24 protein-coding genes and 1 pseudogene are annotated in these 24,512 nt (G+C 69.5%); 16 read left to right on the top strand and 9 right to left on the bottom strand.

The window, feature by feature from the left end:
- Positions 1-14 precede the first annotated feature (14 nt).
- Together EKH77_RS31500 and EKH77_RS31495 are read right to left on the bottom strand one after the other, a co-directional pair.
- Positions 15-527, bottom strand: coding sequence for a hypothetical protein (locus tag EKH77_RS31500; RefSeq protein ID WP_126917580.1), 513 nt, complete (start codon positions 525-527; stop codon positions 15-17).
- An 868-nt stretch (positions 528-1,395) separates the two neighbouring features.
- Positions 1,396-2,526 carry an IS701 family transposase gene (locus EKH77_RS31495; RefSeq protein WP_430981041.1) on the bottom strand — a complete coding sequence of 377 codons (1,131 nt, stop codon included), beginning with the start codon at positions 2,524-2,526 and terminating at the stop codon, positions 1,396-1,398.
- A 69-nt stretch (positions 2,527-2,595) separates the two neighbouring features.
- Here EKH77_RS31495 and EKH77_RS31490 point away from each other — a divergent pair, with 69 nt between their 5' ends.
- From EKH77_RS31490 to EKH77_RS31475, 4 genes are all read left to right on the top strand, one after another.
- Positions 2,596-3,093 carry a hypothetical protein gene (locus EKH77_RS31490; protein WP_126917579.1) on the top strand — a complete coding sequence of 166 codons (498 nt, stop codon included), beginning with the start codon at positions 2,596-2,598 and terminating at the stop codon, positions 3,091-3,093.
- A gap of 211 nt (positions 3,094-3,304) precedes the next feature.
- A complete protein-coding gene (locus EKH77_RS31485; protein WP_126917578.1) occupies positions 3,305-3,964 on the top strand; it encodes a hypothetical protein in 660 nt (219 codons plus the stop codon).
- A 221-nt stretch (positions 3,965-4,185) separates the two neighbouring features.
- Positions 4,186-4,815 carry a hypothetical protein gene (locus EKH77_RS31480; RefSeq protein ID WP_126917577.1) on the top strand — a complete coding sequence of 210 codons (630 nt, stop codon included), beginning with the start codon at positions 4,186-4,188 and terminating at the stop codon, positions 4,813-4,815.
- 60 nt (positions 4,816-4,875) lie between these two features.
- A complete protein-coding gene (locus tag EKH77_RS31475) occupies positions 4,876-5,352 on the top strand; it encodes a polyketide cyclase (protein WP_126917576.1) in 477 nt (158 codons plus the stop codon).
- A 105-nt stretch (positions 5,353-5,457) separates the two neighbouring features.
- Here EKH77_RS31475 and EKH77_RS31470 read toward each other — a convergent pair whose 3' ends face one another.
- Entirely contained in the window at positions 5,458-6,288 is an 831-nt protein-coding gene (locus EKH77_RS31470) for a helix-turn-helix transcriptional regulator (RefSeq protein ID WP_126918414.1), read from the bottom strand.
- Between the two features lie 164 nt (positions 6,289-6,452).
- Between EKH77_RS31470 and EKH77_RS31465 the strand changes: the two genes are divergently transcribed.
- Both EKH77_RS31465 and EKH77_RS31460 read left to right on the top strand, forming a co-directional pair.
- A complete protein-coding gene (locus EKH77_RS31465) occupies positions 6,453-7,190 on the top strand; it encodes an SDR family oxidoreductase (RefSeq protein ID WP_126917575.1) in 738 nt (245 codons plus the stop codon).
- A 127-nt stretch (positions 7,191-7,317) separates the two neighbouring features.
- On the top strand, positions 7,318-8,154 hold the full coding sequence (locus EKH77_RS31460; RefSeq protein WP_240667643.1) for a hypothetical protein: 837 nt from the start codon (positions 7,318-7,320) through the stop codon (positions 8,152-8,154).
- Positions 8,155-8,370: 216 nt separating this feature from the next.
- Here EKH77_RS31460 and EKH77_RS31450 read toward each other — a convergent pair.
- Together EKH77_RS31450 and EKH77_RS31445 are read right to left on the bottom strand one after the other, a co-directional pair.
- A pseudogene (locus tag EKH77_RS31450) lies at positions 8,371-8,849 on the bottom strand (IS5 family transposase); the annotation flags it as partial.
- Positions 8,850-8,914: 65 nt separating this feature from the next.
- On the bottom strand, positions 8,915-10,021 hold the full coding sequence (locus EKH77_RS31445; RefSeq protein WP_126917574.1) for an FAD-dependent oxidoreductase: 1,107 nt from the start codon (positions 10,019-10,021) through the stop codon (positions 8,915-8,917).
- A gap of 482 nt (positions 10,022-10,503) precedes the next feature.
- On the opposite strand from EKH77_RS31445, the gene EKH77_RS31440 reads away from it, so the two are divergent.
- Positions 10,504-10,806, top strand: a complete 303-nt coding sequence (locus tag EKH77_RS31440; protein WP_126917573.1) for a hypothetical protein — start codon at positions 10,504-10,506, stop codon at positions 10,804-10,806.
- A 68-nt stretch (positions 10,807-10,874) separates the two neighbouring features.
- Here the strand turns inward: EKH77_RS31440 and EKH77_RS31435 are convergent, their stop codons facing one another.
- The gene (locus tag EKH77_RS31435) at positions 10,875-11,825 is read right to left on the bottom strand and encodes an SDR family NAD(P)-dependent oxidoreductase (protein ID WP_126917572.1); all 951 of its coding nucleotides are present in this window, start codon (positions 11,823-11,825) and stop codon (positions 10,875-10,877) included.
- A gap of 619 nt (positions 11,826-12,444) precedes the next feature.
- On the bottom strand, positions 12,445-13,263 hold the full coding sequence (locus EKH77_RS31430; RefSeq protein ID WP_126917571.1) for a hypothetical protein: 819 nt from the start codon (positions 13,261-13,263) through the stop codon (positions 12,445-12,447).
- Positions 13,264-13,351: 88 nt separating this feature from the next.
- Here EKH77_RS31430 and EKH77_RS31425 point away from each other — a divergent pair, with 88 nt between their 5' ends.
- On the top strand, positions 13,352-15,355 hold the full coding sequence (locus tag EKH77_RS31425) for a PE-PGRS family protein (protein WP_126917570.1): 2,004 nt from the start codon (positions 13,352-13,354) through the stop codon (positions 15,353-15,355).
- An 80-nt stretch (positions 15,356-15,435) separates the two neighbouring features.
- The gene (locus EKH77_RS31420; protein WP_126917569.1) at positions 15,436-16,365 is read left to right on the top strand and encodes an aminoglycoside phosphotransferase family protein; all 930 of its coding nucleotides are present in this window, start codon (positions 15,436-15,438) and stop codon (positions 16,363-16,365) included.
- Between the two features lie 627 nt (positions 16,366-16,992).
- Here the strand turns inward: EKH77_RS31420 and vph are convergent.
- The gene (vph, locus tag EKH77_RS31415) at positions 16,993-17,850 is read right to left on the bottom strand and encodes a viomycin phosphotransferase (protein ID WP_126917568.1); all 858 of its coding nucleotides are present in this window, start codon (positions 17,848-17,850) and stop codon (positions 16,993-16,995) included.
- A gap of 82 nt (positions 17,851-17,932) precedes the next feature.
- Here vph and EKH77_RS34925 point away from each other — a divergent pair, with 82 nt between their 5' ends.
- Both EKH77_RS34925 and EKH77_RS33255 read left to right on the top strand, forming a co-directional pair.
- Positions 17,933-18,115 carry a transposase gene (locus tag EKH77_RS34925; RefSeq protein ID WP_358219332.1) on the top strand — a complete coding sequence of 61 codons (183 nt, stop codon included), beginning with the start codon at positions 17,933-17,935 and terminating at the stop codon, positions 18,113-18,115.
- A 370-nt stretch (positions 18,116-18,485) separates the two neighbouring features.
- The gene (locus tag EKH77_RS33255; RefSeq protein ID WP_276319251.1) at positions 18,486-19,013 is read left to right on the top strand and encodes a hypothetical protein; all 528 of its coding nucleotides are present in this window, start codon (positions 18,486-18,488) and stop codon (positions 19,011-19,013) included.
- 84 nt (positions 19,014-19,097) lie between these two features.
- Here the strand turns inward: EKH77_RS33255 and EKH77_RS31400 are convergent, their stop codons facing one another.
- Positions 19,098-20,336, bottom strand: a complete 1,239-nt coding sequence (locus tag EKH77_RS31400) for a HEAT repeat domain-containing protein (RefSeq protein ID WP_126917566.1) — start codon at positions 20,334-20,336, stop codon at positions 19,098-19,100.
- A 553-nt stretch (positions 20,337-20,889) separates the two neighbouring features.
- Between EKH77_RS31400 and EKH77_RS31395 the strand changes: the two genes are divergently transcribed.
- The 5 genes from EKH77_RS31395 to EKH77_RS33245 all read left to right on the top strand — a co-directional run bounded on the left by EKH77_RS31395 (position 20,890) and on the right by EKH77_RS33245 (position 24,500).
- Positions 20,890-21,714, top strand: coding sequence for a S1 family peptidase (locus EKH77_RS31395; RefSeq protein ID WP_164737925.1), 825 nt, complete (start codon positions 20,890-20,892; stop codon positions 21,712-21,714).
- A 431-nt stretch (positions 21,715-22,145) separates the two neighbouring features.
- The gene (locus EKH77_RS33250) at positions 22,146-22,304 is read left to right on the top strand and encodes a hypothetical protein (protein ID WP_164737924.1); all 159 of its coding nucleotides are present in this window, start codon (positions 22,146-22,148) and stop codon (positions 22,302-22,304) included.
- A gap of 123 nt (positions 22,305-22,427) precedes the next feature.
- Positions 22,428-22,598, top strand: a complete 171-nt coding sequence (gene rpmF, locus EKH77_RS31390; RefSeq protein ID WP_126917564.1) for a 50S ribosomal protein L32 — start codon at positions 22,428-22,430, stop codon at positions 22,596-22,598.
- Between the two features lie 5 nt (positions 22,599-22,603).
- Positions 22,604-23,806 carry a GTP-binding protein gene (locus EKH77_RS31385; RefSeq protein ID WP_126917563.1) on the top strand — a complete coding sequence of 401 codons (1,203 nt, stop codon included), beginning with the start codon at positions 22,604-22,606 and terminating at the stop codon, positions 23,804-23,806.
- Positions 23,807-24,284: 478 nt separating this feature from the next.
- Positions 24,285-24,500, top strand: a complete 216-nt coding sequence (locus EKH77_RS33245) for a hypothetical protein (protein WP_430981040.1) — start codon at positions 24,285-24,287, stop codon at positions 24,498-24,500.
- Positions 24,501-24,512: the final 12 nt, after the last annotated feature.

Genomic DNA, 24,512 nt, shown 5'->3' with positions numbered 1-24,512 from the left:
GCCTCGCTCAGTGTTCAGAATCGGCTACGGAGCAGCGACGCATGGATGCGGGCGATGGCACGCAGCACCTCGTCGCGGTTCTTGGCTTGCTGCATCCACGCGGGCAGGCGGGCCACGACAGTCATCTTCCGGCCGTGGTCGTGCCAGGCGATCCCTTCTCGCAGCGGCGCCTCCACGAATCTCTTGATCAGGGCCAGGTGCTCCATGTTGTAGGCCCATAGCCTGCCGTGCCTGGTCTCGGTCTGCAGCCACAGACGGAGACCGAAGTACGGGTCCGTGGCCGGCCCGTACCGGTCCCGGTGGAACGCCACGTAACCACGGTTCCACCCCCTCGCCCTCCCATAACTCCGGCAGACGAGACGCCTCGATGCGAAGAGGCCCGTATCTTGCGCACCGGTCGGACCCGGTACCGGCACGACATGCGCGACCTTGTCACAGTTGGGGCAGCGCACGAGGACGGACCCGAGGAAGTCGTACTTCGTGCGGCGTGGGTCCCGGAAACGAACAGGTGGGGCGGTCGGACTCATCGAACCATTATGCGAGCCGGAGCACCGAAGGTCCCTCGGCTACGCCTGGCCCCTCGCTCGGACCGCCTCCACCGCGATGCCCGCGAAGCGCGGGCCCACGGTGTTGCGCGTTTACCCAACGCTGATCCGAGTGCCTCGCTCACCATAAAGTCAGCACTGCCTGGCACGGGCATACTGCTGGAACCCGACGCCAACCAGCACGGGTACCAGGGCGACGCCACTCTCCTGCGGGGCATCGCCCCGACGAGGCAATCGAGGCAATCGGCGGCTCACGGCGGTGGCGTGACGACAAGCTCCCGCCGCAACAGGCAATACCTGCGACGGCGGCAGACCCGGCACACGATCCCCGAGCGCCGGGACCAGCGGGCCGACCGACAGCGGCGCGACAGTCACGGTGGTCAGCCACCGTGTTCAACCGGTCTCGGTATACCCGCACGAACGAGGTCAAGCGAGCCATCAGCGTGCTCAAGTGCTCGGGCCGAGCCACCAGGTTCGGCAAAAGAGCGTACGTCCGGGACCCGGATGGGGCTCCGGTGAGGACCTTTCGGACCGGCCCGAGATCACCAACCAACACCGGTGGCCGGTCTGAGCCTGCCAGGTATCCGGATCGATCACCCTTCATGGAAGGTAGATCGGTCCGAGTAGGTGGCAAGTCGGTTTCGCATCCCCGGGTTGAAGTGCGGTCATACCGATTAGTACTGCAATCACAGTTATGGGATGTGTCCGCGTTGTTTGTAGTGACTGTTGCGGGCGCGTGTCTGGCTGAGTCTTCGCCAGTGTGACCAGTCCAGATGGTGGTGGATGGTGAGGTGGGCGGGGTGGAGGAGATGGCCGATGAGGCGGCGTATCTCTGCCACGGACAGCGGTATCAGGCCACCGCTGTTTCCCCTTTTGAGAGTTCGTGGGCGCGGACGGCGGTGAGTGCGGCGAGCGCGGCCATGGCGAGGGTGATGTGCCGGTACCAGGCGTGGTAGAGGCGGACCTGGTAGTGGTCCAGGCCGCACTCGCCCTTCGCGGTCTGGAAGCACTCCTCGACGGCCCAGCGGGCGCCGGCAACCCTGACCAGGTCTTTCAACCGGGTGCCGACAGGTCCGTAGCAGACGTAGTAGGCGATACCGGCCGGGTCTTTGAGGCTGCGGCGGGCCAGGACCCAGTGGCCGTGGCCGTTCTCCCACCAGATCCGGATCGGGATCCGCGCCCACTGGTACATGCGCTCGCCGTGGGATCCCTTTCCCGCGGACAGACGCTTCCAGGCCTGCGGTGCGAGACCGGCCACCAGCTCGTCGACACGCCGTTCGCCCATGCCACGCGTGATGACGGTGTCGCTGGTCTTCACGCACATCACGTGGCGGACCGCCCGCTGTTCCATCCACCACCGCAGGGATTTCGACTGCCCGTAGGCCTCGTCCGCGGTGACCCACGCGAACGGCACCCCGGCCTCCATGGCACGGTTGAGCATGGCCTTGAAGTGTTCGGTCTTCGTCGCGAAGGGAACCTCGTCCGGGATCCCCGCGTCCTGGCACCGCTCACGGTCGTCCGTCCATGAGGCGGGCACGTACAGTTCCCGGTCGATCAGAGCCCGCCCCTTCGACGAGGCGTAGGCCAGGAAGGTGCCGACCTGGCAGTTCTCCGTCCGTCCGGCGGTTCCGGAATATTGGCGCTGGACGCCGGCAGACCGTACGCCCTTCTTCAGGAACCCGGTGTCGTCGCCGATCAGGACAGCGTCCCTGTCACCGATCGTCTCGACGACGTAGCCGCGCACGTCGTCACGGACCCCGTCAGCGTCCCAGTCCGCCTCGCCCAGCAGGCGCTGCATCCCGATCGGCAACCGGTCCCCTGCCCGCTCCGCCAGCGTCCAGCCGTTCTTCCGCTCCAGCGGAGCGATCAGCCCCCGCATATACGCAAGAGCCCGACCCCGCGGCTCCGACCTCGCGAAACGCGACGCAAACCGGGCATGCAACCCAGCCAGCACCCCGTCCCACTCCTCAACCAACCCCACCCCGAGCTCAGTCACACGTCAACTCAACCACACCCAAGTGTGATTGCAGTATTAGGTCATACTTTCTCGGTGTCTATAGCCACGGAGATCCCAGCGCCCGCCCCTCGCCCGAAGCGCCGCAAGGCGCTGTGGCTCATCGCCTTGGCCGCGGCTGCGGCCCTGGGCGGCCTGACATACGCCATCACCGGGGTCGAGGACACCGTCGACGAGGGTCTTCAAGAACGCCCGATGGCCTGCTCGGAGGCCATGTATGCCATGGGCTGGGTGCTTCCCGACCACGCGAGCGACCAACGGTGCACCGAACTCAGCGGCGGCCTTGCGGGCCACACGCAGTCGGGCACCTTTCGCATCGCGCGCGCCGATGCCCGCCCCTGGCTCGCTTCGCTCTCCGGAGAGCGGAATCGGCCGGGCGGGGCGGGATCCGACAGCGCGGTGGAACGGAAGGAAGGACTCGCCCTCGGCGTCCTCAGGCCGCCGGGCAGTCTTCAGGCCGATGAGGTGAGGGTGGACGTCCGCTGGGAAAGCGAGGACACCGCAGTCGTCACCTTCGAGACGTTCGACTACTGAGGACCTGGTCCGCTGCTGACGGCTTCCTCTCTTGATGCGTGTGATGCGTGTGATGTGTGCCGAGCGCAACGGACCCCCTCGGGGCTCGGGCTCGGGCACCAAGCCGGATAAAAGTTCAAGCCAAACCCAGTGCAAGTTCCACGCACGGACACGAGTTCGACGAGGTGGGACGGATAGCTTCGTCAGCATCAGTCACTTCACGGGGGGACCCATGCTTCGTCGTCACATTCCGGCAGCCGCGTTCGCCGTACTCGCCTTGGCCGGCTGCTCCAGCAGCCCCGCGTCCAGCGCCGCCATATCCGCAGAAACGAATCTTCAGCCCGCCGGCCACACTGCGGCGGCAAGCGACGGGAGCATACCGACGGGCCCCGGACCGCAAGCGCGATACACCGTCCAGAAGCAGCCCGCGCCAGGCACGTGCCACTTCCGCTACACCCAGGCCCAGGAGCCGCTGCCGGATCCGGCGTGCACGCCGGGCGCTCTGAGCCCGGCCGTCACGCAGTCGAACCTTGCGCAGACGATCTGCAACCCGTCCGGGTACACCAAGGGCATCCGCCCGCCGGTCTCGGTCACCGGCCCGGAGAAGATCGCGAACGCGGCCTCCTACGGCGACAAGGACTCCCTGCACGACGCCGAGTACGACCACCTCATCAGCCTCGAGCTCGGCGGCGACCCCAACGACCCCCGCAACCTCTGGGTCGAGCCGCCCTCCCCCGGGCACACGCCCGGCGGCGGCCCGAACAACCCGAAGGACCAGGTCGAGTCGAAGCTCCACACCGCGATCTGCTCCGGCCAGGTACAGCTCCGCGACGCCCAGCAGGCCATCGCCGCCGACTGGACCACGGCACTCACCAAGCTGAAGGTCAAGTAGCCAGGGCGCCACGCGAAAAGGCCGGACGGTCCCAGCCCCGCCCACCGAGCCGCGTTTCCAATGGAAACGCGGCCCAGCCCGCATCGGCAGCGAGCGCCGGCATCAAGGGGGCCCACCCACACCAGAAAACCGCATGCCCAACGACTCCGGCCAACCCTCCCCACGAAGCCGCGTGGATAATCAGGAGGCCGTGCCCATGATGGTTGCGGCACACTCGCCAGGTGATCGTTTTGCAACCTGTTCTGGAGATGTGTTCCCCCGACGGCTTCGCCCTCTGGCCGGTCGCCGAGTTCGAGGCGTACGGCTTCTTGCCCCTCAGCGGCGCGCTCGGCCCGGCCGAGCTCGGTACGGCGATCATGCGCATCGCCGACTGCAACAACGTCGAGACCGACGACGACCGACCGCCGCGGCCCGCCGACCCGCTCGGATCCTTCTTGCACGGACTGCTCACCACGCACGACCTCTTCGCGCCCGGCGGCCTGCGGGTCACCGACACCACCACCGGCACCACCTTGCTGCCCGGCTGCTGCAACGGGCTGGAAGAGTGGCGTGACTGGCTTGAGATCCTCGACGGCGACGGCTGGGCCTCCTTCGGCCACGACCCCTCCCCGCTCGCCGAACGCTTCGGCGACACGGTCCGGCTGACCGTCGACGCCGAGCAGGACGACAGCCCCGTGATCGAACTCCCCCTCTCCGAGCTGCGCCGTCTGCTCGCCACGGCGGAGCGCGACATGGCCGACTTCCTCCAACTGGCTGCCGACTGGGCCGCCCAGTACCTGCCCGACCACGCCGCCTCGGTCACCGTGGCCCTCGCACGCGCCTTGAACCTGCCCGCGTCGTCCGTATGTTAGGGACGTGCCCTTCCGCGCCGACGGGAGGAGCCCGAGACGAGACGACAGGGAGCACACACCGTGGACCAGGAGAACGTGAGAGCCACCCTGACTGTCGCCGCGCCCGCCGCCGGGGTGTTCGCGGTGCTGGCGGATCCGACGACCCATTCCGCGATCGACGGCACCGGCTGGATTCAGGAATCCGCCGACCAGGCACCGCTGACCGAGGTGGGGCAGATTTTCCGGATGAACATGTACCACGCCAACCACCCAAACGGTGACTACCAGGTGGCCAACAAGGTTCAGGTGCTCGACCCGCCGCACGCCATCGGCTGGCTGACGGGACAGGAGAAGGACGACGGTCAGCTGGAGTTCGGCGGCTGGATCTGGCGTTACGACCTTGTGCCGCTCGGTCCGTCCGAAACCGAGGTCACACTCACTTACGACTGGTCGGCAGTGCCGCAGTCCATCCGGGAGTACATCCAGTTCCCGCCGTTCGACCCTGAGCATCTCACCAATTCGCTGCGCCACCTGGCCGAGCTTGTCTCCGGTAGGTGATGTCGTCCAGCGCGCGGTACTCAATGCCGCTGCTGCCGTCCGCTGGGGGGCCGGACCGGCCGCCGGTTGACCCACGGCAGACATATCGCCGGGGCCGGCGATGGCTTAGTCAGCCGATTTCCCGTTGTCGGGGTCGGTGACGGTGTCCGTGTCCGTGTCCGTGTAGACCACCAGCGTCTGTTCCGGGTGTTCGGCCAGATGGAAGGCGGTGTAAGCGAAGTCGGTCACCCCGTGTCCCGGGCGCCGTAGCCGTTTCCGTCCGCCGTGCCGGACCTGCACGTCGTACTGCGGCCACCAGGCACGCGCTTCAGGGCTGCCTGCGTTCAGCTCGTCGATCAGCCGGGTGTACCGGGGGTCGCCCGAGTGCCGTCCGGCCAGCGTTCTCAGTCGCGCGAGCAGGCCGCGTGCCTCGATCTCCCAGTCGACGAGCACGGTCCGGGCGGCAGGTTCGAGGAACACCCAGCGGGCGAAATTCGCCGGCCGGTCCACCGCCGTGGTGAGGTGCGGGAACAGTTCGTCGGCCGCCTGATTGCGGCTGAGTACGTCGTAGTTGCCATCGATGATGTATGCCGGATGCGGCTGGAGCAGAAGAGGTACGGCTGCCACTTCGGCGGCGAGTTGCTCGGGTTCTCCGGTTTCGGCCGCGGCCGTGTGACCGGCGAGTTCGAAGAGATGACGGCGCTCGTGCCGGTCGAGCCGCAGCGCCGAGGCGAGGGCGTCGAGCACCTGATCCGAGGCGCGGATGTCCCGGCCCTGCTCAAGGTACGTGTACCAGGTGGCGCTGATCCCGGCGAGCAACGCGAGCTCTTCCCGGCGCAGACCCGGCGTCCGCCGTCGGCCGGTGTGCGGCAGTCCGGCCTGGTCAGGGGTGATCCTCTCCCTGCGGCTGCGCAGGAACGCGCCCAACTCTCGGCGCCGATTCGGCTGCGTCTGCATGGTGGATGGCACTGGATGGCACTCCTGGTTCCAGAATAAACAGGCTCTGGATACCAGGCTAAACATTGCACAGACTGGATCCAGAGCGGGAGGCCCGGCCTTTCACCGATGCCCTGCGTCATCACCGGCCACCGGTAATCCGGAAAGAAAATGAGGAAGACATCATGTCGGGAATCGACGGCAAGGTCGTTGCGATCACCGGAGCCAGCAGTGGCATAGGCGAGGCGGCCGCGCTACTGCTGGCCGAACGAGGCGCGCGGCTCGTCCTGGGTGCGCGCCGGTCCGAGCGCCTCGCGGAACTGGTGGCGCGGATCGAGAAGTCGGGTGGCACGGCCGTGCAGACCCGTACGGACGTCACACGACGGGATGACCTGCACAACCTGGTCGCACTGGCCGGCGAGCGATTCGGCCGACTCGACGTGCTGGTCAGCAACGCCGGGCTCGGCACGATCTCGCCTCTGGACGATCTACGCGTCGACGAGTGGGACCGGATGGTCGACGTCAACGTCAAGGGCGTGCTGCATGGAATCGGCGCCGCGCTGCCGGTCTTCCGGGCCCAGGGCACGGGTCACTTCGTCACCATCGCTTCGACTGCCGCGTTTCGCATCGTGCCAGCCATGGCAGTCTACGCAGGCACGAAGTTTGCTGTCCGTGCCATTTGCGAGGGCTTGCGCCAGGAGGCCGGTGACTCCCTGCGGGTGACCACCGTCTCGCCCGGCGCGGTCGGGACCGACTTCGCCGAGGCATCGACGAACCCGCAGGTCCGAGCACGCATCACGGAGATGCGGGACCGGATCGCGATCCCGCCCGAGGCAATCGCCCGAGCCATCGCGTTCGCCATCGAGCAGCCCGCGACCGTCGACGTGAACGAGATCGTCGTCCGGCCCACGGCCCAGAGCTGACCCCGCTCCAACTCGAGGCGCGTCGTACTCCCGGGCCCCGAAACGCAAGCTCGGCCGACCCGTTCCCCGGGTCGCGAGCGATCAGGGCATGGCGGATGCCCAGAGCGCGGATGCCTAGAGTGACGCCATGATCCTGCATGCCGACCAGTCGCCACTCGACCTGCTCGATACCTACCTTGAGGCTCTCTCGGACGCGCTCGGCGACGGCACGGATGCCCTCTTGCCCATCCCGGAGCCCCTCGTTCCCACCGGCGAAGACGCCGACGGAAAAGACGACGAACTCCTTTCCTGGGCCCTCGGCCGGCTCCGTACCATCCCCCGCCAGCCGAAGGATGACTTCCGGCTGGAGGTCGGCAGCCTCCTGGCGGAGTTCCGCAGCCGCCGCAGCCCCTGGAACGCGGCGGCATTGCGGCTGCTCGACGACCACTACACCTTTGTGGCCACCGGTCCTCGCCGGCACGAAGACTGGGCGCACGACGTACTCGCCGTCATGCACCGGTCAGCCCCCGACCCCCGCGGGTGGATACGACTCGACTGGGACCGTACCAACACCGTCCGCCACACGATGCCCGCCTACCCTTTCGATCCCCCGGTCGCCTCGCATTTCCCCGACATCCTGCACCGCCTGGACGAGGAGGCTGCGGTCGCCGCGCTCGCCGTCATGACCGAGGAATGGCAGGCGGAAACCGCGCCCGTCCGTTCACGTCCGGACCGGGATGCCGTGCTGGCGGATGCCCGGACACTTCTCGGCCGGTACGGTCCCACAGCGTGTTACTGGACCAACGCCATGGCCGCCGCTTCCGGCCCGGCCCCGGACTTCCTCACGTCGGGTCTCTCGGGAAGTCGCTCCCACAGCTTTCTCACCGGCGAATACCTCAACGGCCTCGACCTGCTCGACGACCTGGGGCTGATCGCGGTGAACGAGAACGAGGTGGGCGTCTTCTGGTCGATCGGCGCCTATTAACTGATCGTTTCGGAATGACACGCTTGGTCAGATGGGTGTGCGCTGCGAAGATGCGACCTCGACCGGACGAGACATGGGCAGCTTTCAGAGGCCCGGATCCGGATGGGGCCAGGTTCGTCGACCTGGCCAAGCCGTTGCAGGACTTGGAGCTCGCCCTCGCTCCAGTTGACGGTCGACAGCCTCCGTTGCAGCTCTTCAAGAACTGCATGGTGCGTATCAATGGGTCCGAGGCTCGCCTCCGCTATTGACACAGCGTTTGGCTGTCCGCTGGAACCGGCGCAGACATATCAGGCTGCAGGCCAGTTCGAGCAGCCCGTGGTGGAGGTCAGCGCAGTCGTTCGTAGCGGGTGCGGAGCCGTTTGAACTGGAGCGGCCAAGCGAAGATACGCTCGACCGACCAGCGCACCTTGTCCAGTCCGGAACCGTGGACGACGTCTCGTCGGGTGATCAGGGGTTTGATGCCGCGTTTCCACAGCAGGCGGCGGCACACGTCGAAGTCGTAGCCCCGGTCGGCGTACAGACACCGAGGTTTGTGGCGGGGGCGTCCCCGCAGCCCCGGATCGGCGGGATGGCGTCCAGTAGCGTCAGGAGCTGGGTGACGTCGTGCCGGTCGCCACTTGTGAGCGTGACGGCGAGCGGGTTCCGTAGCGGTCGACGACCAGGTGGTGCTTCGAGCCGGGACGGGCACGGCCGATCCCCACATGGATGAGGGCGCAGGGCGGCGGCATTGTCCCGGAACGCGGGCCGGCCGACTCAGGAGTCACCCTCCATGGTTTCGGGTGGCTGCGGCGACCGCGGCGAAGCCGTAGTCAAGCATCTCCGTCTCGTACGACCGGACGGCGTCGAGCAGAGATGCGCCCGAGGTTAAGTGGGAAGCGAGCCGACCCGCGTCGTGGATCGCAACCCCTGCGCTGATGCCGGCGGGGGCCATCGGATGCGCCGCGTCACCGACCAGGGTCACCGGCCCCGGTGACCACAGCTCGGGGCGTTCAGAGATCTGGATGCTCGCGGGTACGACGTACCTGGGGTCTCCCAACCGGATCAGTGCCCTCAGCGAGGGGTGCCAGTCCGCCACGGTTATCGCCGCCAACTCCAGCAGGTCCGCGGCATCGAGCCCGAAGAACCCTGGACCGTAGACTCGGGACGGTGCCGTCACGGCCCACATGACGTAGTCGTCGGCCGCCGGCAGCCCGAAGCCGGCCGGGTCGCGGCGGAACCGCTGCGCGGCCAGCGCGAGGCGACGGCCGTCCGGGCCCATGACGCCCAGGAACCCTTCGAGCGCCGACGGCGGCGTCAACTCCCGCGCCCGGGCGGTCAGCGGCGTACGGCCGTAGATCAGCCGACTGTCCTGCACAGTCACCCGAAAGCCCGGCAACAGTTGCCGCCGGACACCGGAGTTGACCCCGTCGGCCGCGACCAGCAGATCACCCTCGGCGGTGGAGCCGTCGGTGAGGAAGACCCGCACGGTTCCGTCGTCCAGCAGCTCGTAGCGGGAGAACCCGGCACCGAAATGCGTCGAGCCCATCACATCCCGCAACATGATCCGACGGAGGGTGAGCCGGTCGACAGTGATGCCCGCGACGCCCGGGGGAAGTTCGATCTCAGCGATGTCCCGCAGATCGGGCCCAGCCATACTCACTCCGCCACCGGGCACACAGGACGTGGCAACGGCCTGCTCGTACGCCTCCGCGGGCAACCACGTGCGCAGCGCCGCATCGCCATCGTCGTTGATGTGGATCCGGTAACCCTGCGCGCGGGCGTCGATGGCGGCATCCCGCTCGAAGAGCCGGACGTCATGGCCGTGCCGACGCAGACCATGAGCGAGACACGGGCCGGCCAGCCCGGCACCGATGATCAGAACACGCATGGTCAACCCCTTTTGAGACAGTGCGCCCGTGGAATCTCCACCGACACCCCAGTGATACCCACGCGGCCGCAACCGGCACTGCACCGCCGCGCCCTCGATACACAAGGCACGCTCCTCAACTCCAGCCCGTCACACCGCAGGCCCCGCTCCCGGCGACAGCACCGCGCGCGGCCCCGACGGCCCCGCTTGGCGGCTTGATCCATTCCAGGAGTCGATGGCGTTCCTGTCCGCCGCCCAGCGCAAGGCGAGTCTCGAACTCACCTCCGACAGCCCGGACATCGAGCAGATTGAAGCGGACGACTCCGGTTGTGTGGAGTGGCCGTTCCTCGGCTGCGGCAATACCCGGATGACACCAGCGCCTTCGGACAGTTTCCGCCACAGCACCCGGTTCTCCATCATTGACTGGTGCAGGGCGCCGACCAGCTCCTCGACATCGGCCCCTGAGCCAGGCGATCTCTTCGGCGTCCACAGCCCGCAGCTCTGTGAGCCGCCAGCCCTGTTGGCGCAGCCGTCGTTCGCTGTCCGGCGTCTACCTGCGGGCGCGGACCTGGTCGGCAGCCCTACGGGACCCCTGCCGGCACGAACACGCCCGCACCTGTTGCCCTGCGCTCCAGCTCGATCCGCAGCAGCGGCCCCGCCCCATCGAGATCATCCGCAACCTCCGTGAGCGCATCACCGAGGCCCGTTCCAACGGCTGGCTCGGCGAGAGTGCTCGCCTCATGGCCGAGCTCACCAGCCGGACGTCCGCGATCGCCTGCACGGCCCAGCAGCCCAGTCACCTGTGACGTTCTCGGTCTCGACGACTGGCATCCACACTCCTTCCACGCTGTTGACCAACACACGCGGGCCTGAGCTATCCGGAGATGGTGCTGAGGTCGGCGCCGGTCAGATCGCAGCTCGCGTCCCACAACCGCGCCGCGATGCAGGGATCGGCGAGGTGGTCCCACACCGGTTCGCGTCGGGGCTCGCCGCGCAGGCCGAAGACGCGCGGACCCCACAGCTGGCCGCCACGCACGGCCGGGTCGAGCACCGCTCGGACCGCGGGCCATGCGCCGGCGTGCTTGCCCTGGACGAGGAGGGCCGCGGGTGCCGCGCTCAGCCGTGCGCCAGCGGTTCGCACATGGACCGGTGGCCGTGACGGGGTGAGGGAGTCCAACGCACCGCCGGGATGGACCACCACGCTGGCCACCGTACTGCCGGCAGCGCGCAGGCGGCGGTCGAGTTCGAGGCCGAAGTACATCTGTGCCAACTTGGAGCGGCCGTAGGTGCGCTTGGGTCGGTAGTCCTTCCGGGACTGCAGGTCGTCCAGGTCGAGCCGCTCGGACTTCGCCGCGAAGCTGCCCATGGTCACAACGCGGGCCGCCGGCGCGGCCGACAGCAGCGGCATCAGCCACTGGGTCAAGGCGAAGTGCCCGAGGTGGTTCGTGCCGAACATGAGCTCGTGACCGTCCCCGGTCTCCTTGCGCGGCGGGTCGTCGAGCGCGACGCCTGCGTTGAGGACGACCGCGTCAAGGCGCTCCACTTCCAGCGATTCCACCGCTGTTGCGAGCGACGAGAGGTCGGCGAGGTCCAGCCGTAAGGCCCGCACCCGCGAACCGGGGACACGCGCACGGATCGAGGCCATGGCCACTTCGGCCTTGGCGGGATTCCGGCTGCCGAGCACGACGGTGGCTCCGGTTGCCGACAACTGCTCCGCGACGAAGTACCCGATGCCGGCGTTGCCGCCGGTGACCAGGAAGACGCGGCCATCGGCACCGGGCAGCCGTTGGACACTCCAAGGTGGGGCGGGCGATATGGACAACATCGCGATGGGACTCCCTTGCTGTTGAAGGCGGCTGCGGCTGTTTGCTTGGGTAACTCGACACCCACAGTTCCAGCGGCCACCGACACAACGCCTGTGGATCACCGACAGTCCTGCCGTAGGGCCGATATCCCGCCGACGCGGGGCCAGCCCATGGCCGCCAAGCCGCCGTCAACAACCTCCGCACCATACTCACCGCGTTCAGGAACCCCGAGCCCTGGGCACCGAGCCAAGGCAGGGACGTCGCCATCAAGGTCGGCCCGTTCACCAAGCACGCCCACACCCGCCCCGGCGACGACCACAGACCCGACCTCAACGCCGTCGCCCTGACCCCACCCGACTCCCCATACGCTGCAGCCTGCACCCATCGCTACACCGGCAAGGACTGGCTCCGCCGCGAGAGCGCCTCGATCCTCGGTACCTGAAACCCGGCCCACACCGTACTCACACACGCCGCAGCGGGCCCGGACCTGCCCGACGACGTCGGCATATCGCCCGCGAACTACGCCGCCGTCTGCTGATCGGAAGCCACTCGCCGGCGAGCCCGCGACCCCAAGAACACCTGACCGGGCGCGGGGTCGTCCTCACCATCTACAACCCGGCTCAGGCGTAAACCCCGCCCTCAGGAGTCCCAAGGGAGCCGTACCGCCTCGATCTCCTCGTCGCCGAGCAGCGCCTCGATCAGCCCGGCCGGGCCCGAGACCTTCGTACCCCACAGATCCCAGTCCGTGTAGGTCGCCCACGACCGTCCCTCCGGCCAGAGGTTGGACGGGGTCGATTCGTAGTCCGGGTGGTCGTAGAGGCGCCACGCATCGCCCAGCCGGCCCCGAAGGACCCGGTGGTTGTCGAAGTCGTATTCCACGGTGAGCAGCGGGTTGTAGAAGGCGAAGCACACGGTGTCCGGGCCCGCCGGGCTGTGGTCGACGAGGAGCTCGATCAGCCGGTTCCAGGTCGGCCGGTCGAGGGCTCCTTCGGTGGGCGGCTCGATGCCCACGGGCCAGCTGCCGTCCGGCAGCCGCCCGTCCGGCGAGCTGCGGTACGAGGGGAGGTATCCGTCCCGGACCACCGGGCCGCCCGTGCGCCGGGCGAGCTCCGCCCAGCGAAGCCGGCGGTATTCCGGCCCCGGGCGCTCGGCGTGCCCCAAGCCACCGCCGGTGGCCACGCCCCGCCCCCGGAGGAAGCTCAGGTCGTGCCCGCCGATGACGACGGGACCCGTGTCTCCGCGGGCTTCCTCACCGATGCGGCGCAGTTCGTCGTGGGAGAGGCTGCCGGGGCCGAGCTCGTGCTCGTACATGGCGTTCAGCACCCATGCGCCGTCGGGGTGGTCCGGCGTGTGGAAGCCGGTCACCCCGTGCGCGTCGCCGGTCAGCTCAGCCAGCCAGTCGGCTTCGTTCGACGATGTAAGCGGCCACAGTGCGGATATCTCGAATATCTCGGGCATGCGACGAGATCTTGCCATTCAGCGGCGCCCGGTCCGTACGAATTTTCCGTGCGGGGCCTTGCACGGCCCTCAGGCAGAATGACCTCCCATGTCAGGGGGAACAGAAGACGCCACATTCGCACAGTTGCTCGCCCGCGCCGGGTTGGAGGCGGAGGAGGCAAAGCCCGTCGAGGACGTCCTGTGGCCCCGGGCCGCCTGGCGGCCCGTCATCGCAGCGGACGCCGTTCCCAGCGTCGCCGTCCATCGGGACCGCGCCGACCTGGTTGCGGAGCTCAACGCCCAGTGGCATCGGCTCGCGACCGAGCGGGGCGTCATCGGCACCGATGGTGCGTTCCTGGTCAACGTCGCGGGGAGCCGACAAGGGCCCGCAGCTCATGGCTGGACCCGCGTCCGGCTCGCCGCGCGGTGGGATCTGGCCGGAGTGCTGGGCGAACGTCCCGGGCAGCCGGAGTTCGTCACGCTCTCGGCCGACAGGAACACCCTGCTGGGGGTGACGACCGAGGAGTACGAGGTCTGGCTCATCGCCGTGGAGGGGCTCGGTCGGCGACGCCTGGCGGCCGCGGAGGCTGCGGCCCGGGAGACTCCGCAGGAACGGGACGCGGCCTGGGCGTCACTCTTCAACAGCCCTGGCCCCGGCCTCGTGAAGCGTCTTGCCCAGCTGTGGGCGCTGGGCCTTTCCCGCAGCCCGGCGGCCTCCGAAGACGTTCTGCAGGGGCTGCTCGGCCACTCGCACCACCTGCCCTGGCGCCGGGACCTGCCGCCGTCAGTCGTGGACGCCGGGCTCGCGCACCCGGAGTGGCGGGTGCGCGGCCTGTTCGCGGAGGCCCGGCCCACCGTCACGCCCGAGCAGTGGACGCGCCTCGTCCTCATCGAACAGGACCCCAGGCGGCGCTGGATCCTCGCGACGCTCGCAGTGGACCGCCGCGAAGAGCTCACCGGCCCCGCATACGAGCAGCTCGCCGCGGACCCCGCCGCGCGGACCCGCGCGGAAGCCGCCCGCCTCAAGGGCATGCCCGCCCATCTCCTGACGGCCCTGGCCACGGACCCCGAGCCCACCGTCCGGGCATCGGCCTGCCGACCGGCCTGGCCATACCTGAACGACCCCGCCCGCCAGAGTCTGCTCGACGACACCAACCCCGAAGCCCGCACCGCAGCCCTGCAGCGACATCATGAAGAACACCCACTGACCCGAGCAGCCTTCGAAAGTGAGGAGCTCCCAGCCCTCGGGGCCGAGGCGCTGCGGCGCTGCCGCCTCGACCGGGACCTCGCCGAGACTCTGGCCCGCCAGGGCCACGCGGACGAGCGCCGCATGCTCGCGGACAACCCCCACCTGGACCCGGACCTCACCGCCCTGCTCGCCCGCGACCCCGACGACGACGTCCGGTACCGCGTTTCCCTACGGCCCGACCTCACCGAAGCACAGCGGGCGGACATCCGCATCGAAATCGACCCGCGTGCCCGGTTCCACGCCCTTGACTGGGTGGTGGCGCTCCACCACGATCCCGAGGCCATGCGCCGCCTGGCCGCCTCCTCCCACCCGCTCGTGCGCAGAAGCGTGGCCCGCGCCGAGCGGCTCCCCGAGGACGTCGTGGCGCTGCTCGCCCGGGACGAGGACCGCGTCGTCCAGCTCTTCCTCGCCGAATCCTGCGACGACGCCCCAGCCGACATGCTGCTGCGCGTGTGGCGCTGGTGGACCGGCAGCCTCAGCCACCCCGACCGGCCGCGCGGCCACCCCAACTTCCCCCGTCATGGACTCCTCCGGTATGTCGACGACCCGGATCCCCGCACGCGCCGGCTGGCACTCGACGACCCCGCCTCGAGCACGGAACTCGTCGAACGGTTCAGCCGCGACAAGGCCGAGGAGGTGCGACTGCGGGCGGCGGAAGATCCGCGCCTGACCTCAGCAGCCGCGGTGTGGCTCCTCGACGACCCGTGCGAGACCGTACGCCGGGCGGCGGCGCTGCACCCCCGCCTGCCCGCGCGCGTCCTGTGCCGGCTCCTGCGCGACGGCGAGACCGCCGAGACCGCAGCGGCCAATCCATCCCTGCCGGCCGAGGTCATGGGGCAAATGGTGCGGTGTCTCGCTGGGTGAAGCACTGGATCCACGTGGTGGGCCCGGGCCCGGCGAAATTCCATGGTGCTCACGCGGCCCCACCCCGTACGGTCCTGGCCATGCTGCCGCCGGTGGAGACAGACGAACAGTGGGATGCGGTCGTGCCGGACGAGTCGGTGATGCGGCCTGCGGTGGAGGACCTCTGCGGGCGCCTCGGTCTGGCCGGCGCGCCGCTCGTCCGGTTCCCGGAAGGGACGCAGCCGGTCTATGCGGTGGGCGACGAGCACGTCCTCAAGTTGTTCCCCGGAGCCGCCGCCCGGGACGGCGTCGCCGAAGGGCGGGTGCTGTCGCACGTGGAAGGGCGGCTGCCCGTCGCGACGCCGCGCGTGCGCGCCTGCGGCCCGTACGAGAACGGCTGGCGGTACGTCCTGATGTCCCGGCTGCCCGGCGAGAGCCTGGCCCACTGCTGGGACCGCATACCGCCGGCCGATCGCGAACGGCTCGTCGCCGGGATCGGCGAGGCGCTCGCCGTGCTCCACTCCCTCGATCCCGGCCCCCTGGAGGACGTGCTCGGCCCCGGGGACTGGGGCGCCTTCCTGGACCGCCGGCGCGAATGCGCCGTGGAGCAGCAGCGCACCCGCGGGCTGCCGGCGGCCTGGCTGGAGCAGATCCCGGAGTTCCTGGACTCGGTCCCGCTGCCCCGGGCCCCGCGCCGTTCCCTGCTGCACACCGAGGTCATGCGCCAGCACGTGCTCGTCGATGTCGATGCGGATGGTTGGCGACTGACCGGCCTCTTCGACTTCGAACCGGCCATGGTCGGCGACCGCGCCTACGACTTCGTCGCCGTCGGCCTATTCGTCAACCAGGGCGAACCCGCGCTGCAGACCCGCCTCGCCACGGCATACGGCCACGCGTTCGCGCCGGACGAGCTGCTCGCGTACACCTTGCTGCACGTGTACAGCGATCTCCCCCGGTATCTGCGGGAACTGCCCGTACCCACCACAGGGACGCTACCCGCCCTGGCCGAGGCATGGTTCGGCACGGCCTGACGCGCCGATGGGCGAACACCACACCGCCGCACGGCCAGACGCCGGACCACCCTGTGTAGGTCCCTTGGCCAGGAAGCAACGGCCTGCCTTCGGGGCCAGGCCGGTCCTCACCAGGTGACCGGGAGCGCCTCGACTCCGTAGACCGCCGAGCCCTCGCGGAAGCGGAGGGCGTCTTCGGGGACGGCGAGAGCCCAGCGGAGAACTCCACCCTTCCGACCTGGATTACGCACCGCCCTGGCAGTGGGGCCTGAAGGGTGACAACGCCTCCGGGACCTCCAAGGCGTACAACAACGACAAAATTTCCTCCTTCCGGTTCTACTGCCCGTAGAGAGCGCGGGGCACTCGACCGGATGAGCGCGCGCCGCTCACGCGTCCGGGTCGCCAGATGAGGTACTCCCAGGCGAGGAGGACGTCGACAGCGATCGATTGTGGCTTCTGGGGATGCGGGTTGAAAAACGCCGGTGGCGGGAAATCACAGCGGCCTGACACCCCATCAACTGATTGCCGCCAGAGACCCATGAACGTCGACGATCCCGGTGTCCTGTCCCGTCGCTTCCCCTTCCACGACACCCGCTGTCCGCCCTGCCCGAGAGCGGCCGGCGTTGATGGGTGAGCGACGACATGGGCTCAGCGGTAGCCGGTCAGGCCGTCCGCCAGTTCCTCCTCGTCACCGTCGCGCCGTGCGTAGAGGGCCTGTTGGAGGGCGAAGGTGCCGCGGATGGCGGCGATGCGCCCGCTCACGCCCTCGTCCGCCCCGCGCAGGGCGAGGACCTGCCGGAGGAGTTCCTCGCCGTAGCCGGCACCGATGGCGGCGAGGTCCTCGGCGGGGTCGCCGAGGGAGATCCCGTCCCAGTCGACAACGCCGCTCAGCCGGGGCAGCCCGTCGGCGGTCTCCCACAGAACGTTCTCGCCGCCGAGGTCGCCATGCACGACGGCAGCGGTGAGGTGCGGGAGGTCGCCGAGGGCGGCCAGTTCCCGCTCGGCCCGCTCGCGGCCGGCGGGGGACATCAGCGGGAAGAGCTCCGCGCGGACACCGTCCGCGAACTCCCGCCACTCCCCCTCCGGTGCCTCCGGCAGGGCCGCGCGCACCTTGTCGTCGGCACCCGCCGCGGCGAGCCCGGCCAGCAGGGTGGCGTACTGCCGGGCGACCGCCACGGCCACGCCGGGGGCGGCGAGGGCGTCCTCCTCCAGCGGGGCGCCGGGGATGCGGCTGAGCACCAGGTAGGCCGGGACGCCGACCGACGCGGCGCCCTCGTCCAACGGCTCGGGGGTACGGAAGCCGAGGTCGATGCCGGCCAGGGCGCGCAGCACGGCGGCCCGCTCGGGCAGCCGGGCCGCGGCGGCCTCGGTGCGGGCGAAGCACACGACCCGCTCGGCGCCGATCACTACATGGTGGAACTGCCCTTGGTGCACGACCCACTCGTCGGGCCTGTCACCGGGCAGCAGCCGCTCCAGCAACACGCGGTACTTCTCGAGAACGTCCATGACGAGCGCTTTCTCCTTACGGTTACCGGTTCCGAGGTATGACGACGCATCCGATCGAACATGACATGCTGCGACACCTGTAGTGAGCGGACGGTGGAAGGACCACCGGGAAGTCATCAGCGGGATCTTGTTCCGTATACGGACTGGCATCCCATGGCGGGACCTTCCAAGGAGGTTCGGGAGCCGGCAGAACCTGTTACGACTGGCATCGGCGCTGGTCCGCGGACGGGACATGGGAGAGGATCTTCCGGGTTGTCCAGGCTGATGCCGATACGAAAGGCCGCAGCCGGCGCGCGCAAGCAGGCGCCGTGGAAACCTGGCAAGCACGCCCAGCCCATGCGGCACCGTGCGGATGAGACCCTCGGTCGTTCCCGCGGTGGCCTGACGACGAAGATTCACCTGGCAGGTGAGGGCGGACTCCGGCCGTTGGCCATGCTGATCGCGCCTGGGCAGTGGGGCGATGCCCCGCAGATGTTCCCGGTTCTGGAACGTATTCGCGTGCCCCGCCCTAACGGTGGCCATCCGCGCACCAGGCCCGGAACACCTGAGCGGCGGCAAAGCGTACTCATCACGCCACAACCGCCGTTCGCGCCAGCCCTGCCACAACCGTCCCGGTCAGCACCCTGCGAAGCGCAGTGAACACGCTGTGCCTCCTCGGCCGGTCAGTTGTCGCACACGGGGGGGACGAACTGGTCGCTGACGTCGCCGATCGCCCCGCAGACAATGGTCTGGACTGGGCCGTCGGCTTGGGCCGGTGTGGCCACGGCCACACCAGCGAGAGCGAGCACGCGGGTGCCTGTGGGCCGTACGCGCACATCGTGGCGGACTTCGAGCCGCCAGGCCCCGACGGCGGCCTGGAGTTGCTCAGCCTGCTGCCGGAGCGCCGACTGCCCTCGGAGTACCTCCCGTGGTTGAAGGAGGGCCCGTGGGAGGGCCTCGGCGGGGTTGCCGCCGCTGTGCTGGTCACCGACGGCAGCTTCCACGACGTGGACTCCTGCGAGCTCGGCTACAAGATTGCCGGACAGCAGGCAGGCCGGGCGGTTCTCATCGGCGCGGGGCTGCTGCCGCCCGAGGCCGCAGCAACGCTGCGCTGGGCGACGTGGCCGGGCATGCCGAGGCTGAAGCCGTCGGCTGTGGCGGGAGTCCGTCGACGGGTCCCGTAGTCATCGACGGCCGTTTCAGTGCCCAGCGAAAGCGGCCCGATGGCGCATTCCATTGGTGAAGGCAGCGGACACACCGGTCCTGGCTCACTGGTTCTGGCGGTGCCGCCACACGTCCTGCAGCGGCCAGTAGTACGGCGACGTCCGGTCGACGGTGCCGTCGAGGGCGTCCAGCAGTGCGTCACCACGGTGGTCGTCGCGCAGAGCCAGCTGCACCGCGGCGGTGACGCGTACGGCCTCCTCGGAGTCGGAGAGGCAGGCGGCCAAGGCGTCGCAGGGGGCCGGGTCGTCGGTCCGGGCCCGCAGGAGGGCCCGGCAGGCGCCTTCGCGGACCTGGGCGTCCGTGTCCCGGGTGCAGGCCAGGACGGCGGCCAGGGCCTCGGGGTCCGCCTGCTGGACCTGCCAGTGCAGGCCGCCGACCGCCCAGGACCGCACCTGGGCGTCGGGATAACGGGTGAGAGCGGGCAGCGGCCCCTCGGCGCGGGGGTCCATCGCGCCGGCCAGTCCGGCGGTCAGAGGCCGCATCACACGGGGGTCCTTCTCCTGCTCCGCCCAGGGCAGGAAGAGGTCGACGAGCGGGGTGTCGAAAGGAGACTCCTCGTCCTCACCGCTTTCGTCGTAGAGGTTGACGCAGCGCAGCACGTCCGCTCCGAAATAGCGCGCCAACGGGTCGGGGTGGTGCCGAAGGGCGGCTGCGGCGTCCCAGACGGGCGGCAGTGCCAGGCCCTTGCGTCCGGCGGCCGCGACGACGGTCGCTCCCCACACCGGGTGGTCGACCTCGGGCTCGGTCATGGCGCGGTCCAGCAGTTCGGCGAAGGGCGTGGCGATTCCGCAGCACCATTCCAGGTGGGTGAGGATCGCGGTGTGGCCGTCGCGGACAGTCCGCCCGCCGATCACCAGCTCGCGGCAGATCTCGCCGTCGCCGTCGCGTACGGTCCGCCGGTAGATCCCCGCTCCGGTGCCGATCGTGTGCCAGTGGCGGGCCAGTGCGAGGGCGTCGCGGCCCTCGCGGTCCGTGACCCGGGGGTCGGCGCCGGCGAAGTGCAGGGCGGTGGCGATGTCGTAGGCACCGCGGTCCACGGCGCGCAGCAGCGGCGTGCGGCCGTCGGCGTCGACGCCGTCCAAGTCCAGCGCGTCGGGACCGGCCAGCTTCAGCAGGGCATCGAGGATCCGGTGGTCGAGGGCATCCGCGGCCAGGCGCAGGGCGGCTGCGGCGTGCGGGCCGCGTGCGTGAGGGGTGCCGTACTCCTCCTGGAGCAGGGCGGCCACTGCCGTGGTGTCGCTGTTGCGGACGGCCGCGAGGAGCGGGTGTTCAGGGGAAGCCATGTGCACAGGGAGTGGGGGGAGCCTTTCGAAGATGAGGGCCAAGCGCGCCTTGCGGTCAGCCCGCGCCGGGCGCAGCGTCCGGGCTCGGACGTCGTTTGCGGCGCGCGGCCGGACGGTCCAGTGTAGGGGCCTGTCGGCTACCAGGGGATGGCGAGCCGGCGTGGTGCGGGTGTTCACGAAGACCCGGGCCCTGGAGCACCGCCCCGGCACCCGCCCTGTGGGGCGGGTTGTGCGAAGCGCGGGGGCCATCCTCGAAGGCTCGCGCAACTGCCGCACCCGCCCGACGCACAGCACGGCGGCCCGCCTTCCTGCGCGTCGAGATGGGTGACGGCATCCCGTGCAGTGGGCCCCATACGACTCCGCCCCTCACTACCTTCCCTGATGGGGACGGACCGTTGCGCCGAACGGATGCGAAACATGCCGTCCGGGGGTTCTCCCTACTCCGCAGGGGCCCGTTGGCCGAACCTCGGATGGGCCCACTGACCGGATGGATCAGCTCCTCTTGATCGCGGAGGCTGAGCACGTCGCACATGCTCGTCCGATCGGAGAACCAGTGTTCAGCTTGAAGTCCCCGCGCCGCACGGCGGCGCGCACCGCCGTGGTGGCCCTGGCCGGAACTGCGTGCGCCGCCATGATGGCCGGCAGCGCCGACGCCATCGTCAACGGCAAGGATTCCACGCAGCGTTACCCGTCCATGGTGTCGATACCGGTGACAGGTGTGGACGACCCCACGTTCAAGGGTGTCTGCGGGGGATCGTTGATCGACTCGAAGTGGGTGCTCACAGCCGCCCACTGCGTGGACCCGACGCTTGTCACCCTGGACGGCGCCGTCCGGATCGGCAGTGAGTGGAGGAAGTCCGGGGGCACGGTCCGGACCGCCGCGAAGACGGTGTCCCACCCGGGCTACAGGAACGGCGAGGGCGCCGGCCCCAACCTCAACGACGTCGCTCTGATCCGCCTGAACCGCCCGGTCGCCGAGAAGCCCATCCGCGTCGCCGACAGGCCGGGGCAGCCCGGTACTCCGACCCGGCTCTTGGGCTTCGGCACCATCGACGACACACCGGACCCCACCAAATGGGTCTTCCCCGACCGGCTCCAGGAACTCGACACGCGCAGAGGTGCGGTCTCCGAGTGCGCGCCGGGCTTCGCGGACAGCACCCGCCTGTGCACGATCAGCCAGGTGCCCAAGGCCATGGCATGCAACGGCGACTCGGGCAGCCCCCAGCTCCAGCAGGACCGGAAGCGGCGCTGGGAACTCATCGGCGTCACCTCGGGCCCCGGTGCCCCAGGCGTGCGCTGCGGCGAGAGCCCGGGGCTCTACACCAGCGCGCCCGCCTACGTGGGCTGGATCCATGAGGTGATAGGCCGCAACGACTGATTCGGGACGCCGACACGGTGCTCGTGCCGCTCGCTACGCCGTACGCACCGGCACCAGCACCAGCACCAGCACCGAGGTGAAGGGCACACCTTGTGGTGGGCTGTCGAGGCATACGCCTCGCCGGCATCCAGGACTCTTCCCACCTCGTGGCCTTGGAAGGCGACGGTAACTGTCTCGGTGAGGCGCTGCAGAGGGTCGGCGGGCGAAATCCCGCCCGCCTCCAGCCGGGGCGGCTTCGTCTCACTGGGGTCAGGAGTCCCGGAAGTTTGGCGAGGGAGCCCGGCTCGTGCCCGATGATTCGCCCAAGAAACACTCGCTCGACCCGTGGCGGGGGCAGTACGCGGACCGCGCGGCCCACATGATCGCCTCCGACGTGCGCGCCCTGCTCACTCTCGGGTTCCCGCCCGGAGGTCGTCTCCCTGGCCGACGGCTTGCCCAACGTCTCCGCGCTGCCCATGGACACCGTCGGCGCCGTCATGACCGACCTCATGGCGCAGAACGGGCCGGTGGCGTTGCACTACAGCTCAACGCAGGGCATCGCCTCGTCACGAAGGTCCTGCGCGGCGGGCGATGCCCCTCCCTTCTGGTGATCTTCATGATCGCCACCCGACGGCGCACCAGACGCCCGCGCTTAAAACTCCCCCATTATTGGTAATGGTTTCTGTTTTCATATAGCGTGACGGCACACACCCGACGATGGAGGTCCCGTTCCCATGGCCGTGCCCAAGCGGAAGATGTCCCGCTCCAACACCCGCCACCGCCGCTCCCAGTGGAAGGCGAGCGCGCCCCACCTGGTGCCGGTCACTGTCGAGGGCGCCGTGCATCTGGTTCCACAGCGCCTGGTGAAGGCGTACGAGCGTGGGCTGCTGCGCCCGGAGGGCTGACGGCCATGACCGATCACCGACTGCCGGTGACTGTCCTCTCCGGCTTCCTCGGCGCGGGCAAGACGACCCTCCTCAACCACGTCCTCGCCAACCGCGACGGGCTGCGCGTCGCCGTGATCGTCAACGACATGAGCGAGATCAACATCGATGCCGCGCTGGTGCGGGGCGGAGAAGGCGCACTGTCGCGGACCGAGGAACGCCTCGTCGAGATGACCAACGGCTGCATCTGCTGCACCCTGCGGGACGATCTCCTCGAGGAAGTGGACCGGCTGGCCCGCGAGGGACGCTTCGACTACCTGCTCATCGAGTCGAGCGGGATCTCCGAACCGATGCCCGTCGCCGCCACGTTCGCCTTTCCCCGGGACGACGGCGCGACGCTCGGCGACCTGGCCCGGCTCGACACCATGGTCACCGTCGTGGACGCCGCGAACTTCCTCCCCGAGCTCGAGGGCGGCGACGGCCTGGCGGAACGCGGCCTCGACCAGTACGAGGACGACGAGCGGACGGTAAGCGATCTCCTCATGGACCAGATCGAGTTCGCCGACGTCATCGTGGTCAACAAGCTCGACCTGGTGGACGCGGCGGACGCCGTCCGGCTCCGGGCGTCGCTCGCCCGTCTCAATCCGGCCGCCCGCATCGTGCCGGCCGAGCACGGCCGGGTGGACCCGTCGGCGATCCTCGGCACCGGCCTCTTCGACCTGGAGCGCGCCCAGCAGGCGCCCGGCTGGGTGAGGGAGCTCAACGGCGACCACACCCCCGAGACCGAGGAGTACGGCATCTCCTCGACGGTCTTCCGCGCCGGGAGGGCCTTCCATCCCGAACGGCTGTGGACGTTCGTCACCGAGGAGCTCGACTCCGGGGCCTATGGCCACGTGCTGCGTTCCAAGGGGTTCTTCTGGCTGGCCGGACGTGACCGGGTGACCGGGCTGTGGTCGCAGGCCGGAGCCGTGGCCCGGTTCGAGCCCGCCGGCGCCCGCGAGCAGGACGGTCAGGACGGGCAGGGGCAGGGGCAGGAAATCGTCTTCATCGGTACGGAGTTGCGTCCCGAGGCACTGCGGCAGGCGCTGTCCGCCTGCCTCGTACAGCCGGACGAGTCGGGGACGTCATGGTCCGATCCCTTCCCCGCCTGGGATGCCCACGGCCTGGACGAGGTCACCTACGAGCACGACCACGGGCACGACCACGGGCTGGCGGCAGCCCGAGCGTAACTGCCTCGAGCATGAGACCCGGACGTCAGCCGTCCCGCCAGGGTTGCCCTGGCGGGACGGCACTCGGCGTAACGACGCCGGCATCCGACTCGTTGTGGTCCCTTCACACGGTGGGCGGTGGGCGGTGCTCGGCTACCCGCCGCACTGACACGAGCCGCCGGACTGGCATCCGCAGCTGCAGCCCGGACCGCAGGTGCAGCCTGAGCTGCACGTCGGGCCCGAAGCGTGAACGGTCATGGTCAGCGCTCCTTCTTCGCTCATGCGGCTGTCCCATAAAGCGAACACCCGGCCGGTTCTTGACCGCAAGAGGCAGGACGTGGGTAGCGGTCCTGGGAAGGGAGAACCAGCCCCTCTCGCCGGATGCGCGCCTGCGGCTGCGGGGCGGCGGTGGCTTCTTGGTGCCCGGGTCACCTTCTGTCGCACGGCGTGTTTCCAGCCGACTTCCGGCGACTTTCGTGAATCCCCGGCGCGGCCGACACTGGAAGGGCAGGCTCTCCCGTCGGACAGATCCGATCACGCGGGGGAGAAGGAAGGCTTCGCCATGCAGACCAGCGCGCACACTTCTCACGCGAACCACACCCACGAGCACGGTGCGGAGTGCGGGCACGTCGCCGTGCCGCACGGCGACCATGTGGACTACGTCCACGACGGGCACCGTCACGCCCGGCACGAGGGGCACTGGGACGACCACTGATCCTGGGACGAC

The organism is Streptomyces luteoverticillatus, from assembly GCF_003970715.1.
Classification (GTDB): Bacteria; Actinomycetota; Actinomycetes; order Streptomycetales; family Streptomycetaceae; genus Streptomyces; species Streptomyces abikoensis.
This window is presented reverse-complemented; position numbering and strand designations above follow the sequence as displayed.